Origin of the sequence: Bacillus sp. J41TS8, from assembly GCF_018333035.1 — a bacterium.
In the GTDB taxonomy this organism is placed as follows: domain Bacteria; phylum Bacillota; class Bacilli; order Bacillales; family Bacillaceae; genus Bacillus; species Bacillus paralicheniformis.
Map to the genome: position 1 here is coordinate 150,032 of NZ_BORF01000002.1, position 16,255 is coordinate 166,286.

At 47.6% G+C, this 16,255-nt stretch carries 14 protein-coding genes; all 14 read left to right on the top strand.

What is annotated here, in order from left to right; all coding sequences use genetic code 11:
• The first annotated feature begins 9 nt into the window (after positions 1-9).
• The 14 genes from ftsL to ftsA all read left to right on the top strand — a co-directional run bounded on the left by ftsL (position 10) and on the right by ftsA (position 16,239).
• The gene (ftsL, locus tag KI350_RS04250; RefSeq protein ID WP_020451295.1) at positions 10-363 is read left to right on the top strand and encodes a cell division protein FtsL; all 354 of its coding nucleotides are present in this window, start codon (positions 10-12) and stop codon (positions 361-363) included.
• Between the two features lie 6 nt (positions 364-369).
• Positions 370-2,505: a penicillin-binding protein gene (locus tag KI350_RS04255; RefSeq protein WP_020451296.1), complete on the top strand. Its 2,136-nt coding sequence runs from the start codon at positions 370-372 to the stop codon at positions 2,503-2,505.
• A 145-nt stretch (positions 2,506-2,650) separates the two neighbouring features.
• The gene (locus KI350_RS04260) at positions 2,651-4,585 is read left to right on the top strand and encodes a stage V sporulation protein D (protein WP_212930442.1); all 1,935 of its coding nucleotides are present in this window, start codon (positions 2,651-2,653) and stop codon (positions 4,583-4,585) included.
• Positions 4,586-4,780: 195 nt separating this feature from the next.
• Positions 4,781-6,247, top strand: coding sequence for a UDP-N-acetylmuramoyl-L-alanyl-D-glutamate--2,6-diaminopimelate ligase (locus tag KI350_RS04265; protein WP_021837458.1), 1,467 nt, complete (start codon positions 4,781-4,783; stop codon positions 6,245-6,247).
• A 127-nt stretch (positions 6,248-6,374) separates the two neighbouring features.
• Complete coding sequence (gene mraY, locus KI350_RS04270; RefSeq protein ID WP_020451299.1) at positions 6,375-7,349, top strand: phospho-N-acetylmuramoyl-pentapeptide-transferase; 975 nt, start codon at positions 6,375-6,377, stop codon at positions 7,347-7,349.
• The gene (murD, locus tag KI350_RS04275; RefSeq protein WP_003181544.1) at positions 7,350-8,705 is read left to right on the top strand and encodes a UDP-N-acetylmuramoyl-L-alanine--D-glutamate ligase; all 1,356 of its coding nucleotides are present in this window, start codon (positions 7,350-7,352) and stop codon (positions 8,703-8,705) included.
• A gap of 52 nt (positions 8,706-8,757) precedes the next feature.
• Positions 8,758-9,858, top strand: a complete 1,101-nt coding sequence (gene spoVE / locus KI350_RS04280; RefSeq protein ID WP_003181546.1) for a stage V sporulation protein E — start codon at positions 8,758-8,760, stop codon at positions 9,856-9,858.
• A 71-nt stretch (positions 9,859-9,929) separates the two neighbouring features.
• Positions 9,930-11,030, top strand: coding sequence for an undecaprenyldiphospho-muramoylpentapeptide beta-N-acetylglucosaminyltransferase (gene murG, locus KI350_RS04285; protein WP_003181548.1), 1,101 nt, complete (start codon positions 9,930-9,932; stop codon positions 11,028-11,030).
• Between the two features lie 28 nt (positions 11,031-11,058).
• Positions 11,059-11,970, top strand: coding sequence for a UDP-N-acetylmuramate dehydrogenase (gene murB, locus KI350_RS04290; RefSeq protein ID WP_003181550.1), 912 nt, complete (start codon positions 11,059-11,061; stop codon positions 11,968-11,970).
• Between the two features lie 205 nt (positions 11,971-12,175).
• Complete coding sequence (locus KI350_RS04295; RefSeq protein WP_003181552.1) at positions 12,176-12,964, top strand: cell division protein FtsQ/DivIB; 789 nt, start codon at positions 12,176-12,178, stop codon at positions 12,962-12,964.
• Positions 12,961-13,653, top strand: a complete 693-nt coding sequence (locus KI350_RS04300; RefSeq protein ID WP_003181554.1) for a DUF881 domain-containing protein — start codon at positions 12,961-12,963, stop codon at positions 13,651-13,653. The genes KI350_RS04295 and KI350_RS04300 overlap by 4 nt, the downstream gene beginning before the upstream one ends.
• Before the next feature lie 25 nt (positions 13,654-13,678).
• Positions 13,679-14,404 (top strand): DUF881 domain-containing protein, encoded by a 726-nt coding sequence (locus KI350_RS04305; protein ID WP_003181557.1) that lies wholly within the window; start codon positions 13,679-13,681, stop codon positions 14,402-14,404.
• The gene (locus KI350_RS04310) at positions 14,404-14,757 is read left to right on the top strand and encodes a small basic family protein (RefSeq protein WP_003181559.1); all 354 of its coding nucleotides are present in this window, start codon (positions 14,404-14,406) and stop codon (positions 14,755-14,757) included. Before KI350_RS04305 ends, KI350_RS04310 begins: the two co-directional genes overlap by 1 nt.
• A gap of 183 nt (positions 14,758-14,940) precedes the next feature.
• Positions 14,941-16,239: a cell division protein FtsA gene (gene ftsA / locus KI350_RS04315; protein WP_003181562.1), complete on the top strand. Its 1,299-nt coding sequence runs from the start codon at positions 14,941-14,943 to the stop codon at positions 16,237-16,239.
• Positions 16,240-16,255 lie beyond the last annotated feature (16 nt).

Genomic DNA, 16,255 nt, shown 5'->3' on the forward strand with positions numbered 1-16,255 from the left:
CATCAGTCTATGAGCAATTTGGCTTATAAAGTAGAAAAACAGCAACGACAGACAAACAGTGCAGAACAATCCGTTATCATCCGGAGAAGAGCATCGATAACGCTTGGGGAAAAGGTACTGATTGTGCTTTTTGCCCTGGCTGTACTCAGCGCTTCACTTTTTATGATTTCAAAGGCTTTTGCCGCGTATCAGACCAATATTGAAATTCAAAAGCTCGAAAAGAAGGTTGAAACGGAAAGCAGCAGAGTTGGTGACCTCGAAAAAGAAGCCGATATGCTGAAAGAGCCGGACCGTATCATGGACATCGCCCGGAAAAAAGGCCTTAAATTAGGTGATAAAAAAGTGAAAGACATACAGGAATGATGCACAATGCCGAAAAAAAATAAATTCATGAACAGAGGAGCGGCAATACTCAGTATTTGTTTTGCCCTCTTTTTCTTTGTTATCGTAGGACGATTTGCGTTTATTCAAGCGACGGGAAAAGTGAACGGCGAAGTTCTTGCACAGAAGGCGAACGAACAGTATGAGAAAAAGCGGACGATCGAAGCCCACCGGGGATCGATCCTTGACCGGAACGGAAAAGTGCTTGCCGAAGACACTTCGACATACAAGCTCGTCGCGATTATGAGCAAAAAGATGGAACCTCAATACGTGAAAAACAAGCAGCTGACGGCTGAGAAGCTTGCGCCGATTCTCGGTATGGATGAGGGGAAAGTGCTCGATATTCTCAATAAAAAAGGAGCGTTTCAGGTTGAATTCGGATCGGCGGGGCGGGATTTGACATATGCCCAAAAAGAAAAAATCGAAAAGCTGAAGCTGCCTGGCATCGTGTTCACCCGCGATACGAAGCGCTACTATCCAAACGGAATCTTCGCTTCCAATCTCATCGGCTATTCGCAGATCAACGCAAAAACAGGTGAAATGCAAGGCATGATGGGCCTTGAAAAAACGCTCAACGATTATTTGAAAGAAACGGACGGATACATGACGTACGACACCGACAGAACGGGCTGGCGCCTGCCGAACAGCAACGAAAATATTAAAGCGCCAAACAACGGAGACAACGTGTATTTGACGATCGATCAAAAAATCCAGGCGTTTTTGGAAGACAGCATGACGACCGTCCAAAAAGAATACAAGCCGAAGAAGATTATGGCGGCGGTCGTTGATCCGAAAACGGGCAAAGTGCTCGCGATGGGGCAAAGGCCGAGCTTCAACCCGAACGTGCGCGATGTCACGAACTATTACAACGACCTTGTCTCCTACAGCTTTGAGCCAGGCTCGACGATGAAGATTTTCACATTGGCGGCAGCCATCCAAGAAGGCGTATATAATGGAGGAGAACAATACAAGTCTGGATCATATTCGGTGTCTAAAAAAGATAAGCCGATTAAAGACCATAATGGCGGCAACGGCTGGGGCCCGATCACATTTAATGAAGGTGTTGAACGCTCCTCAAACGTCGCGTTTGCGATCCTTGCCAATGATAAACTCGGCACAGACCGCTTCAATCAATATTTGCGGAAGTTCCATTTTTACGACAAAACGGGCATCGACCTGCCTGGAGAAGCGAACAGCAAAATCAATTTTGAATATTTGCGTGATAAAGTATCAACTGCCTTTGGTCAAAGTTCAGCGGTCACGCCGATCCAGCAGCTTCAGGCCGCGACAGCGATCGCGAATAACGGAAAAATGATGAAGCCTTATGTCATCGATCATGTCGTTGATTCTGACAAAAACAAAACGATTTATCAAAATAAACCGGAAAAAGTCGGACAGCCGATCTCTGCCAAAACGGCAAAAGAAGTGCGCGACCTGTTGGGAAAAGTCGTCACATCTGATAAAGGGACGGGGAAGCCGTACAAGATCGAAGGATTTGATGTCGCCGGAAAAACCGGTACGGCGCAAATTGCCGGAGAAGACGGCAGATATTTGACCGGCCGCGAAAACTACGTGTTCTCCTTCATGGGCATGGCGCCGAAGGACGATCCGCAGCTTCTCGTTTATGTAGCCGTACAGCAGCCGCAATTAAAGGCTACGGAAACAGGTTCTGCTCCGGTATCAAAAATTTTCAATCCGGTGATGAAAAACAGTCTTCACTATTTAAATATCACACCGACAGAGACCAAAAAAGAAGAAAAGCAGGAAGAAAAACAGCTGGAAATGCCTGATTTCACCGGCAAACGAGCCAAATCCGCCGAAAAAGAGGCGCAAAACAGCAGCCTTGTTCCGGTTACGATCGGCGATGGCTTGGCTGTGAAAGAACAGTACCCGAAAGCGGGAGAAGCCGTCCTGCCGAATCAGAGGGTCTTCCTGAAGGCCGACGGGAAAATCACACTGCCTGATATGACGGGCTGGTCAAAGCGTGACGCTCTCCGCTTCGGCGCCATGGCAGGCATTCATATCGAAACGAGCGGCCAGGGTTATGTGAAAAGCCAAAATGTAAAAGCAGGCAAAGAATTAAAAGCCAACTCGGTCGTAAAAGTCAGATTGAAAAACGAATAGATCCCGTCTAAAAGGCTATCGGCTCAGAGTCGATAGCCTTCCGTTTGGGCGCGGCGCCTCCTGAGCATATAAAAATAAGGGCCGTTCTATCAAAACGCTCCAAGGCATAAAATGAAACAAGCCTAAATAAGGAGTGAACGGTCTCTTGCGCGTTTCCAATGTAACGGTCAGAAAACGTTTAATATTCGTTCTGCTTTTTGGTGTGATCATCTTTTTGATTATTGATACAAGGCTCGGATACGTTCAGTTCGTTCTGGGGGATAAACTGACGACATTAGCTAAAGATTCGTGGAGCCGGAACCTTCCTTTTGAGCCGGAAAGGGGCGAAATATTGGACAGGAACGGCGTCAAGCTGGCGACAAACCAAAGCGCGCCATCGGTTTTGGTTGTACCGAGGCAGGTTGAAAATCCGATCAAAACGAGCAAACTGCTGGCCAGCGTGTTGAATATGTCGGAAGAAAAAGCGTACAAACATGTCACGAAAAAAACGTCAATTGAAAGGATTAATCCCGAGGGCCGGAAAATTTCCCACGAGAAAGCAAAAGAAGTCAGAGATCTCAACTTGAAAGGCGTATACATTGCAGAAGATTCGATCCGCCATTATCCGTTCGGCAGCTATCTGTCCCATGTGCTCGGATTCGCGGGCATTGACAACCAGGGTCTGCTCGGCCTCGAAGCTTTTTATGACAAAGAGTTGAAAGGTGAAAAGGGCTATGTGAAATTTTATTCCGATGCAAAAGGCAAGAGAATGCCGGGGGAGGCGGATGACTATACCCCGCCGAAAGACGGGCTTGATATGAAGCTGACGATCGATTCAAAGGTGCAGACGATCATGGAGCGGGAATTTGATATCGCAGAAGCGAAGTATAATCCGGACGGTATGGTCGGTGTTGCGATGAATCCGAAAAACGGGGAGATATTGGCGATGGTCAGCCGGCCGGACTTTGATCCCGCAAACTACCAATCAATCGATCCCAAAGTCTATAACCGGAACCTGCCTGTATGGAGCACATATGAGCCGGGTTCTACTTTTAAAATCATCACGCTTGCCGCAGCTTTGGAGGAAAACAAAGTCAACCTCCAAAAAGATCAATTCTATGATAAAGGTTCCGTTGAAGTGGACGGCGCGAGGCTGAAGTGCTGGAAGCGCGGCGGACACGGCGCACAATCGTTTCTTGAAGTCGTCCAAAATTCGTGCAACCCGGGATTTGTTGAGCTTGGTCAGCGGCTCGGCAAAGAAAAACTGTTCACCTACATTAAAAATTTCGGCTTCGGACAAAAAACCGGGATCGATCTGCAAGGCGAAGGAACAGGCATCCTATTCCCTCTTGACCGCGTCGGCCCCGTAGAGCAGGCGACAACAGCTTTCGGGCAGGGGGTATCGGTGACGCCGATCCAGCAGGTCGCGGCCGTTTCTGCGGCTGTTAACGGCGGAACGCTGTATACGCCGTATATTGCCAAAGAGTGGATTGATCCCGTGACAAAACAAACAGTGAAAAAACAGACGCCGATCGCCAAAAGAAAAGTGATATCTGAAGAGACATCCAAACAGATCCGCTACGCCCTGGAGAGCGTTGTCGCCCAGGGGACGGGGCGGAACGCTTTTGTCGACGGCTACCGGGTCGGCGGCAAAACCGGTACGGCGCAAAAAGTAAAAGACGGGAAATATTTAAAAAACAACCACATCGTCTCATTTATCGGAACGGCTCCTTCAGATGATCCGAGCATTGTCGTCTACGTCGCCGTCGACAACCCGAAAGGAACGATTCAATTCGGGGGTACGGTTGCAGCGCCGATCGTCGGAAACATCATGAGAGACAGTCTTCCGCAGCTCGGCGTTAAGAAGCGGAAAGATCAGATCGAACGCGAATATCAATGGCTGGACAAAAAGCTGATCGAGGTCCCGAACCTTATAGGGCTTTCCGTGACAGAGCTTGAACCATTGCTGATCAACCTCAGGCTGAAGGCTTCCGGAGAAGGCGATGTCGTCGTTCAGCAGTCCCCTAAGCCGGGCGAAAAAGTAAAAGAAGGATCGACGATTCGCATTTATCTTGACAGCGATGACGGAGCCTCTGATTAATTCGTTTCAATATAGGAGCGGCTGCCTGCTGATGTCCGGGGCCGTTCCTCCTAAAAAATATATCGATTTTAAAGGATTAGCTGGATGTATCCTCTTTTTTACGCTAAAATATGAACTGTATGTCTGCACGAAGCTCGTGCGGCGAATCAATATGACAACGAATGAAGAATGATTAGACTTGAGAGGTTTGATACGATGAAATTGACAAAGCTTCTTACATATTTAAAAAATGCACCTTCCTATGCCGGCCAAGAAGACCCTGATATAACTTCAATTGAGATGGACTCCAGGGAAGTCAAGACAGGGAGTCTTTTTGTTTGTATAAAAGGCTATACAGTCGACGGGCATGACTACGCCCGCCAAGCCGCTGAAAAAGGGGCCGCCGCCATTGTGGCGGAAAGGGAAGTGGACGCCGATGTGCCGGTGATTATCGTCCGTCATACGAAGAGAGCGCTTGCCGTGCTGTCGGACGCTTTTTACGGCCAGCCGACAAAGCAGCTGAGGCTGATCGGAATTACAGGCACGAACGGCAAGACATCGACTTCTCACATGGTGGAGGAGATCTTTAGAAAAGCCGGGAGCCGTACAGGACTGATCGGCACGATGTACACGAAAATCCACGACGAAACGTTCGAGGCGAAAAATACGACGCCGGAAAGCGTCACACTTCAAAAAACGTTTAGAAAAATGGTTGATCAGGGTGTGGATACAGCCGTCATGGAAGTATCTTCACACGCTCTCCACATGGGCCGGGTGCACGGGTGTGATTACGATATCGCCGCATTTACAAACCTGACCCAGGACCACCTCGACTACCACGAGACAATGGAAGAATATAAACATGCGAAAAGTCTGCTTTTCTCGCAGCTCGGCGGATCCTTTAACCACGAAACACCGAAGTGGGCCGTGCTGAATGCGGATGACCCTGCTTCAGCCTATTTCGCCCAAGTGACGTCAGCACATCTTTTGACATACGGAATTCAAAACGATGCCGATGTCATGGCTGAAAATATCAAAATGGCTCCGAAAGGGACAACCTTTGACCTGGTGACGCCAAAAGGTTCTGCACAAGTGACGATTCCGCTTGTCGGCCTGTTTAACGTCTACAATGTTTTAACGGCTGCCGCGATCGCGATTGCAGCGGATATCCCGTTTGCCACGATTACAGAAGGAATTGAAGGGCTGAAAGGGGTCAGAGGAAGATTTGAGCTTGTGGACGCAGGCCAGGACTTCCCGGTGATCGTCGATTATGCCCATACCCCTGACAGCCTCGAAAATGTCTTGAATACGTGCAGAGGCTTAACGGAAGGAAAGCTGTTTGTCGTCGTCGGCTGCGGTGGAGACCGCGATAAGACGAAGCGTCCGAAAATGGCGAAGATCGCCGTTGACCTTGCTGATGAACCCGTCTTTACAGCCGATAACCCGAGAAGCGAAAACCCGCTCGCCATTTTAAACGATATGGAGGAAGGCGTAAAAGGAGCTTACTATCACAGCATCGTCAACCGCGAGCAAGCGATCTTTTTTGCAATTGCAAACGCCAAAAAAGGCGATGTCGTCCTGATTGCAGGCAAAGGCCATGAAACTTACCAGCAGATCGGCGGTCAAACCTTTGATTTTGATGACGCTGAGGTGGCCAAAAGAGCCATTCTTGAGCTGAAATAATCGAAAAAGAACTACAGGAAAGAGTTGTTGAAATGATGGATGAAATAAATCAACATATGAAAAAAAACAGTGAATATGATAAATGCGTATGCTGCTTCTTATATCATGCGGAAAGGAGAGAAGAACGATGCTCGAACAAGTAATTTTATTTACCATTATCATGGGCTTTTTAATCAGCGTTCTTTTATCTCCGATTTTCATTCCGTTTTTAAGAAGGCTGAAATTCGGGCAGAGCATCCGTGAGGAAGGTCCGAAATCCCATCAGAAAAAATCGGGAACGCCGACGATGGGCGGCGTCATGATCATATTGTCGATTATCGCGACGACCATTGTTATGACGATGAAATTTTCCGAAGTCAGCATGAACATGATCCTCCTCTTGTTTGTTACGGTTGGATACGGTCTGCTCGGCTTTCTGGATGATTATATTAAAGTCGTGATGAAGCGCAACCTTGGACTCACATCCAAACAAAAACTGATCGGTCAGATCGTGATTGCTCTCGTATTCTATGCCGTCTACCACTTCCAAGGGCTGCCGACTGACATCCGCATTCCGGGAACAGAGCTGTCGTTTGACTTCGGCTGGATTTATCCAGTGCTCGTCATCTTTATGCTTGTCGGCGGTTCAAATGCCGTCAACCTGACTGACGGGCTTGACGGTCTGTTGTCGGGTACAGCTGCCATCGCGTTCGGTGCGTTTGCGATTTTGGCGTGGAACCAGTCGCAATACGATGTCGCAATTTTCGCGGTTGCCGTTGTCGGAGCGGTGTTAGGATTTCTTGTGTTTAACGCGCACCCCGCGAAAGTCTTTATGGGAGATACAGGGTCGCTTGCCCTCGGCGGCGCGATTGTGACGATCGCGATTTTAACGAAACTGGAAATCCTGCTTGTTATCATCGGCGGTGTATTCGTCATTGAAACGCTGTCCGTCATTTTGCAGGTCATTTCATTTAAAACGACCGGCAAACGAATTTTCAAAATGAGCCCTCTTCACCATCACTACGAGCTTGTCGGATGGTCTGAGTGGAGAGTTGTCGTCACTTTTTGGACAGCGGGGCTTCTGCTTGCCGTCTTAGGAATTTACATCGAGGTGTGGTTATAAGTGGATACTCAAGATTTATTGCAAAATCAAAATGTGCTCGTACTGGGGCTGGCGAAAAGCGGATATGCTGCCGCTTCGATCCTTCATGAGAAAGGCGTAAAGGTTGTCGTGAATGACCAGCTGCCTTTTGAGGAAAATGAACCTGCGCGGATTCTCGCGGAAAAAGGGGTGGAAGTCGTCTGCGGCTCTCATCCGACGGAACTGTTTGATCTTCATTCGATCGACATTCTGATTAAAAATCCGGGCATCCGCTATGAAAACGTGATGGTCGAAGAAGCGCTGAAGCGGGGTATCCCGGTCTGGACGGAGGTTGAACTCGCCTATCATCTGACAGATGCTCCGTTCATCGGCATTACCGGTTCAAACGGAAAGACGACAACGACAACGCTTGTTTATGAAATGCTGAAGGCCGATTCGAAAAAAGCGCTCGTTGCTGGGAATATCGGTACGGCGGCAAGCGAAGTGGCCAATCAGGCCAGCGGAGACGAATGGATCGTGACAGAGCTGTCGAGTTTTCAGCTCATGGGGACTTATCAATTCAGACCGAAGATTGGATTATTATTAAACGTATTTGATGCCCATCTCGATTATCACCATTCGCGCAAAAATTATGAGCTTGCCAAACAGCAGGTCTATCGAAATCAATCGGAAACAGACGTTGCCGTTGTCAATTTGGACGATGAGACAGTCGTCCGGCTCGCGGAGTGTTCAAAAGCGGAGAAGGTGTATTTTTCGGTCCGCCGGACACTTGAGCGCGGAGCGTGCGTGAAAGACGGCGCAATCATGTTTAACGGCGAACCGGTCATGCCGCTGGAAGACGTCGTTTTGCCGGGAGAGCACAATTTGGAGAACATTTTGGCCGCCCTTTGCATCGTTAAAACAGCAGGCGTTTCCGACGCGGCCGTCCGTAAGGTGCTGACGAGCTTTACAGGTGTTAAGCACAGGATGCAATACGTCGCGACGATCAAAAACAGACTGTTTTACAATGACAGCAAAGCGACAAACATTCTTGCGACGAAAAAAGCGCTGTCCGCCTTTCAAAAGCCGGTCATTTTGCTGGCAGGGGGGCTTGACCGCGGAAATGAATTTGATGAACTAAAGCCGCATATGTCTTTTGTAAAAGCGGTGATCACTTTCGGCGAGACCGCGCCGAAGTTTGAGAAGCTGGCCGAAGAAATGGGAATACAACAGGTTAAACGTGTCGATAATGTTGAACAAGCAGCAACTGCGGCGTTCAGCCTGTCAGACGAAGGAGATGTCATTCTTCTGTCCCCGGCCTGCGCAAGCTGGGATCAGTACAAAACATTTGAAGAACGTGGTGACATGTTTGTAAACGCCGTGCATATGCTTAAATAAGGGCTTGTCTCGTAAAGATAGCCCTAAGAATTAGAGCTTGGGGTGTTCGGCTTTGCAAACAAAAAAAACGTCACCGGATTTTTTGCTGGTTATCATTACGCTATTGCTTTTAACAATCGGACTGATTATGGTATACAGCGCCAGTGCAGTATGGGCGACTTACAAATACGACGACTCCTTTTTCTTTGCGAAACGGCAGCTTTTGTTTGCCGGCATCGGGGTCATCGCCATGTTTTTCATCATGAACGTCGACTACTGGACGTGGAGGACTTATGCGAAAATACTGATCATTGTATGTTTCTTTCTGCTCATCATCGTCCTGGTTCCCGGGATCGGCATGGAACGGAACGGGTCGAGGAGCTGGATCGGAGTCGGCGCTTTCAGCATTCAGCCGTCCGAGTTTATGAAACTCGCGATGATCGCATTTTTGGCCAAGTTTTTATCTGAAAAGCAAAAGAATATTACGTCGTTTAGAAAAGGCTTTGTGCCGGCGCTGGGCATTGTCTTTTCAGCTTTTCTGATCATCATGATGCAGCCTGACCTCGGAACAGGAACCGTGATGGTCGGCACATGCATCATTATGATCTTTGTCGCGGGGGCGAGAATTTCGCACTTCGTTTTTCTCGGCCTGATCGGACTGAGCGGTTTTGTCGGCCTTGTGCTGTCGGCGCCGTACCGGATCAAAAGGATCACTTCATACTTGAACCCTTGGGAGGACCCTTTAGGAAGCGGCTTTCAAATCATTCAGTCTCTTTATGCGGTGGGGCCCGGCGGGCTGTTCGGCCTCGGCCTCGGCCAGAGCAGGCAAAAGTTTTTCTATCTGCCTGAGCCGCAGACAGATTTTATTTTTGCGATTTTATCAGAGGAGCTCGGCTTTATCGGCGGATCGCTGATTCTTTTGCTCTTCAGCGTTCTATTATGGAGAGGCATCAGAATCGCGCTCGGTGCGCCCGATTTATACGGCAGTTTTGTCGCCGTCGGCGTCATTTCGATGATAGCGATTCAGGTTATGATCAATATCGGAGTCGTGACTGGCTTGATTCCTGTTACAGGCATTACGCTTCCGTTTTTAAGCTATGGCGGTTCATCACTGACCTTGATGCTCATGGCGGTCGGCGTGCTGCTGAATGTCAGCAGGTATTCTAGATACTAGATTTTGGCGATAACCCTGTTGCGAGATAGCAGGGTTATCGGCGTGTACATAAGGATTAAGGGGGAGAACAGATGCGGATTGTTGTTAGCGGAGGCGGAACGGGCGGCCATATTTACCCCGCCCTTGCGTTTATTAAAGAAGTGAAACGGCATCACGAAGATGTTGAGTTTTTATATATCGGAACCGAAAAAGGCCTGGAGAAAAATATCGTCGAGCGGGAAGGGATCCCTTTCAAAGCGATTGAAATTACGGGTTTTAAAAGAAAACTTTCATTTGAAAACGTCAAAACCGTCATGCGCTTTTTAAAGGGTGTAAAAGAATGCAAAGAAGAATTAAAACGGTTCAAGCCGGATGCCGTGATCGGCACGGGCGGCTACGTGTGCGGCCCCGTCGTATACGCCGCTTCAAAACTGGGGATTCCGACGATTATCCACGAACAAAACAGCCTTCCCGGACTCACCAATAAGTTTTTATCCAAATATGTTGATAAGGTAGCGATTTGTTTTGATGAAGCGAAAACACATTTTCCTGCAGAAAAAGTTGTTTTTACAGGAAACCCGAGGGCGTCTGAAGTCGTCTCTATAAAAGGGGGCCGTTCCCTGACCGCTTTGGGTCTTGCAGAGGGCAAAAAAACGGTCCTTATTTTCGGAGGCAGCCGCGGTGCCGCTCCGATCAATGAAGCGGTCATTGCGATGCAAAACGAATTAAAAAAGCGGGATTACCAGGTTCTTTATGTCACAGGGGAAGTTCACTATGATAAAGTCACAGCTGCGCTTGAAAAAGAAGGCGCCGCTCCGAATATGGTCGTCCAGCCGTTTCTCCATCAAATGCCCGAGTACTTAAAAGCGTTCGATGTCGTCGTGGGCCGCGCAGGGGCAACGACAATAGCGGAAATCACCGCGCTCGGCATTCCAAGCGTTCTGATTCCGAGTCCGTATGTTACGGCCAACCACCAGGAAGTAAACGCACGCTCACTCGGGGAGCAGAACGCCGCTGTCGTTTTAAAAGAATCAGAGCTTAATGGAGACCGCTTAATTCAGGCGATCGATCATATTTTACAAGACGAAAAGACGTTGGAAGAGATGAAGATCCGCGCGAAATCGCTTGGCGTGCCGGACGCTGCGGAACGCTTGTACAATGTGCTGAAAGAATTGAAACATCATGCAAAATGATAAGACAGAAGGATTGTGGAGGTTTTCGATGGATAAGGTGATACAAGAATTAAAAGAACTTGAAGTCGGCAAAGTTCTGGAAAACGAGCCGCTCAGCAACCATACAACGATTAAAATCGGAGGACCGGCTGACGTGCTGGTGATTCCGAAAGACATTCAAGCTGTCAAAGATACGATGAAGGTTGTCAAGAAGCACGGCGTCAAGTGGACGGCCATCGGCAGAGGCTCGAATCTTCTCGTTCTCGATGAAGGGATAAGAGGCGTCGTCATCAAGCTCGGCCAGGGACTCGACCATATGGAAATCGACGGCGAGCAAGTGACGGTCGGCGGCGGCTACTCTGTCGTAAGGCTTGCGACAGGCATCAGCAAAAAAGGGCTTTCCGGCCTTGAATTTGCCGCAGGCATTCCTGGTTCGGTCGGCGGAGCGGTTTACATGAATGCCGGCGCCCACGGCTCAGATATCAGCAAAGTATTGGTGAAAGCATTGATCCTTTTTGAAGACGGAACGATCGAATGGCTGACGAATGAAGAGATGGCGTTCAGCTACCGCACATCCATCCTTCAAAACAAGCGGCCGGGCATTTGTCTTGAAGCCGTTCTCCAATTGGAGCAAAAAGAACGCGATCAGATCGTCGCGCAGATGCAGAAAAACAAAGACTACCGAAAAGAAACGCAGCCTGTGTCCAACCCTTGCGCAGGCAGCATCTTCAGAAACCCGCTGCCTGAACATGCGGGCCGGCTAGTTGAAGAGGCTGGTTTGAAAGGCCATCAGATCGGCGGGGCAAAGGTTTCGGAGATGCACGGCAATTTCATTGTCAACGCAGGCGGCGCAACAGCGAAAGACGTCCTTGATTTGATTGCATTCATTCAGAAAACGATTAAGGAAAAATACGATATCGACATGCACACTGAGGTCGAAATTATCGGAGAAAAACGGTAAACGGCCTCTCTACTTCAGATCGCCTTATGATATAATGTATGAAACAAACAAGCAAACGGCATCCTAGTATGTCGTTTGTTTCGCTAAACGGAAGCTTTTTAGCTTGCCCCCGTGCTTTCATATGTCGAAAAGCGCGTCTTTTTTCGAACAAAAATAAGCAAATAAAAGTCTTTTTGTCTGCTTTATTAACCTGAGGTGAGCCTACGTGAAACCCGGTATTGATAAAGAAAAAGTAGTGAATATAGAAGAACGTATTCCCAAAATTAAAGAACAGCGAAAGCAAAAGGCAAACCGCCGGCTGATCACCTTTATTCTGCTCTTTTTCACGATGATGCTGATCATCATTTACCTGCAGACGCCGATCAGCAAAGTCTCGAAGGTAGAGATCAAAGGAAACAAAAACGTTTCAAAGGAACAGATCATTTCCCTTTCTTCAATCCATAAAGGACAGACGGAATTTTGGAGTCTGAGCAAGCAAAAAGCCGCAGAAAAGATCGAGCAGAATAAACTGATCAAAAAAGCCGAAATTTCTAAACAACTGCCCAACAAAATCGCCATCTCCATCGAAGAGTATAAAAGCATTGCGTTTTTGCAAAAACATAATGTGTACTACTCCGTGCTTGAAAACGGCACGGTGCTTCCTGAAGAGGTGACGCCGACTGACATCGGACCAACCCTTAATAACTGGGAGGAAGACGAAAAGCTCGTTCAAATGGCAAAACAGCTGAACAAGCTTTCCGATTCCGTGAAAAAATCGATTTCCGAGATCAACTATACGCCTCAAAAATCAAACCCTTGGCTGATCAAACTGTATATGAACGACGGCTATATCGTGACAGCTTCGCTGAAAACGTTCGGACAGAAAATGAACAGCTATCCGGCGATCGTAAAAGAGCTGCCGAAAGGGGAAAAAGGCATTATCCATATGGAAGTCGCGACTTATTTTGAACCTCTGAAAAAAACGGATGAAAGCAAAAAGGGAGACGGAAATTGAAGAGGCACACAGTCAATCTTTCACTCGCCATGCTTGTCCTCGGCTTCCTGCTGTCTTTCTCCTATCAATTCGCCAGGGAAAACAAAGACCATGAAGAAACTGCTGAAAATTGGAAAGAGGAATATTCCCTGCGCGACCGGCTGATTTCCCAAGAAAAGCAAAATAAGAAGCTGGAACAGGAGCTTTACAAAAAACAGCAGGAAGTACAGAAAACAGAGACGGCTTTGAAAAAGGAAAAAAAAGAGTACTACAATATTGTGGAAGATGTTGAGAGGTACAGAATGTTCGTCGGGGAAATCGGCGTTCAGGGCGAAGGGATCAAAGTGACGCTGAAAGACGCTTCGTACATCCCAGAGGGTGAGAATGTCAACAACTATATCGTCCATGAAAGCCACATTTTCCGCCTGCTCAATGAGCTGTGGATTTCCGGGGCGGCCGCGGTGTCGATCAACGGACAGCGCGTGACACATCATTCCTACATATCGTGCAACGGCCCTGTCATCACGGTTGACGGCAACCAGTATCCGGCGCCGTTTGTTATTTCGGCCATCGGGGATGCGGATGTGCTGATGCCGGCGCTGAACATTGCAGGAGGGCTTGTGGACCAGCTGAGCCGCGATCATATTTCAGTCAGCATCGAAAAACAAGATAATATCGAGATGGAGCCCCTTTTGAAGCAAGGGGAATGAACGTTGAAAAGTTGGTGGGCGGACATTGAAGAAAAATAATCGTTTCATCAGTTTGAGCATCTTGATGCTCATTTTCGGCATTATGCTGTCCGTGCAGTTCAATTCGCTGAAGGCGCCGAAGGTCCGCGATACGCGGGACATTTGGGACCTCAGGGAGGACTTGAAGGAAGAACAGAAAAAACAGCTTGATCTGATCAGCGAAATTGACAAGTATGAAAAAATGCTGAACACATACAGTCATCAAGAAGAAACCTCGCGGACAAAAGCGTTGAATGAAACGCTTCAAAACTTAAAAAAACAGGCCGGCTTCACAGATGTCACAGGGAACGGAATCATCATCACCATTTCTCAGCTCTTCTCGGAAGAATTGACAGGGGAATCGATTCAAAATCCCCCTCCCGACCTTCTGAAAAAGCTGATTAATGAACTGAATATGTATGAAGCGGAAGAAATATCCATCAACGACAGAAGGGTTGTCAACACGACGGTGATCCGCGATATCAACGGAACAACCAAAATAGACGGTTATCCTTTGGACAACTATCCGATAACGGTAAAAGTCATCGGCAAAAACGCCGATAAACTATATAGCCGAATGAATGCTTCATCCCTGCAGGATCTGTTCGCGGGAGAAAATCTGGATTTGCAAATCAAAAGGCCTGAAAAACAAATCAAAATCAAAGCTTACGAAGGTTCAATGCAAGTTGCGCCATTGAAACCGCTCGAAAAATCAAAAGGAGAGAATTCCTAATGTGGCTTCCGGTTTTAGGGCTTTTGCTCGGAATTACAATCGGGTTCAGCACGAATTTCACCATTCCGGATGAGTACTCAAATTATTTGTCCCTGGCGATTCTGGCATCGCTCGATACGTTGATCGGGGGAATAAGGGCCCATTTGGAAAGTGTATACGATGAACTAGTTTTTGTGACAGGCTTTTTCTTCAATATTATTCTTGCCATAAGTTTGGCTTTTCTGGGCGTTCATCTTGGTGTAGACTTGTATTTAGTCGGTATGTTTGCATTTGGCGTGAGGCTTTTTCAAAACATCGCGGTCATCAGAAGAATACTGCTCGCCAAATGGACGGCATCGAGGAGAAAAAATTAAAAAAAATCGGATTTAAAAGAGGATATACATAGGATATCACGAATATTCACAGTAATCCTAAAACTGAAAACGAAGCGTATTGGTTTGTATTGATTGTTACACACTTGTAAAACCAGATTCATTGTATTGTTGTTCGGCAAATAATAGAATAGAATTGACTGAAATGTGAGGAGGTGCCATAGAATGAACAACAATGAACTTTACGTCAGTCTAGACATCGGTACGTCCAATATTAAAGTGATCGTCGGTGAAATGTCAGACGATTCTCTTAACATTATCGGAGTCGGAAATGTTCCCTCAGAGGGGCTGAAAAAAGGATCAATCGTTGATATAGATGAAACGGTTCATTCTATAAAAAAAGCGTTTGAACAAGCAGAAAGAATGATAGGTTTTCCGCTGACCCACGCGATCGTCGGGGTTAATGGGAACTACATCCATATTCAAGATACGAACGGTGTTGTGGCTGTCTCAAGCGAGAATAAAGAAATCCACGTTGAAGACGTGCGCCGGGTGATGGAGGCCGCTCAAGTCGTTTCCATCCCGCCTGAACAGCTGATCGTCGATGTGATTCCGAGACAGTTTATCGTTGACGGAAGAGGCGATATTACAGATCCGAAAAAGATGCTCGGCGTCCGCCTTGAAGTGGAAGGATCGCTGATCACGGGCTCTAAAACGATTTTACATAACCTGCTCCGCTGTGTGGAAAGAGCGGGAATTGAAATAACGGATATTTGCCTTCAGCCGCTGGCTGCCGGATCTGTCGCTTTATCAAAGGACGAAAAAAACCTCGGAGTGGCTTTAATCGACATCGGGGGAGGATCAACAACGGTTGCCGTATTTGAGGACGGCCACCTTCTTGCGACCCGTGTCATACCACTGGGAGGAGAAAACATCACCAAGGATATTTCAATCGGATTGCGCACCTCCACGGACGAAGCTGAGCGGGTGAAAAAGCAGTTTGGACATGCTTTCTACGAAGAAGCGTCGGAAGAGGAAACATTTGAAGTCGCCGTGATCGGGACGGACCAAAAGCAGACCTTTACTCAGCGGGAAGTGGCAGACATTATAGAAGCCAGGCTTGAAGAAATCTTTTTATTCGTGGCAGAGGAACTGCGGAACATGGGAATAAAAGAATTGCCGGGAGGCTTTGTGCTTACAGGGGGACAGGCTGGAATGCCGGGGGTCCTCAGCCTCGCACAGGATGTTCTTCAAAATAACGTCAGAGTGGCTAGCCCGAATTATATCGGTGTAAGAGAACCTCAATACATGACAGGAGTCGGCCTCATCCAATTCGCTTACCGCAACGCAAAAATCCAAGGCAGAAAAGTAGGGTTTAAGATGCCGGAACAAGCGGTTCAGGAAGTCGCGGCAACTCATCAAAAAGAAGTGCAGCAGCGACCGAAGCCAAAATCCAAGCAGCAGGCTCAAGCTGAGAAAAAGCCGAGCAAAATGAAGAAAATATTTAACTTCTTTTGGGAATAGAGATTAGTCATTCGAC

Excerpts from the sequence above, each read along its gene's own strand:
- ftsL (WP_020451295.1), top strand. The coding sequence starts at position 10 with ATGAGCAATTTGGCTTATAAAGTAGAAAAACAGCAACGACAGACAAAC.
- KI350_RS04255 (WP_020451296.1), top strand. The coding sequence starts at position 370 with ATGCCGAAAAAAAATAAATTCATGAACAGAGGAGCGGCAATACTCAGT.
- KI350_RS04265 (WP_021837458.1), top strand. The coding sequence starts at position 4,781 with ATGAAATTGACAAAGCTTCTTACATATTTAAAAAATGCACCTTCCTAT.
- mraY (WP_020451299.1), top strand. The coding sequence starts at position 6,375 with ATGCTCGAACAAGTAATTTTATTTACCATTATCATGGGCTTTTTAATC.
- murG (WP_003181548.1), top strand. The coding sequence starts at position 9,930 with ATGCGGATTGTTGTTAGCGGAGGCGGAACGGGCGGCCATATTTACCCC.
- murB (WP_003181550.1), top strand. The coding sequence starts at position 11,059 with ATGGATAAGGTGATACAAGAATTAAAAGAACTTGAAGTCGGCAAAGTT.
- KI350_RS04310 (WP_003181559.1), top strand. The coding sequence starts at position 14,404 with ATGTGGCTTCCGGTTTTAGGGCTTTTGCTCGGAATTACAATCGGGTTC.
- ftsA (WP_003181562.1), top strand. The coding sequence starts at position 14,941 with ATGAACAACAATGAACTTTACGTCAGTCTAGACATCGGTACGTCCAAT.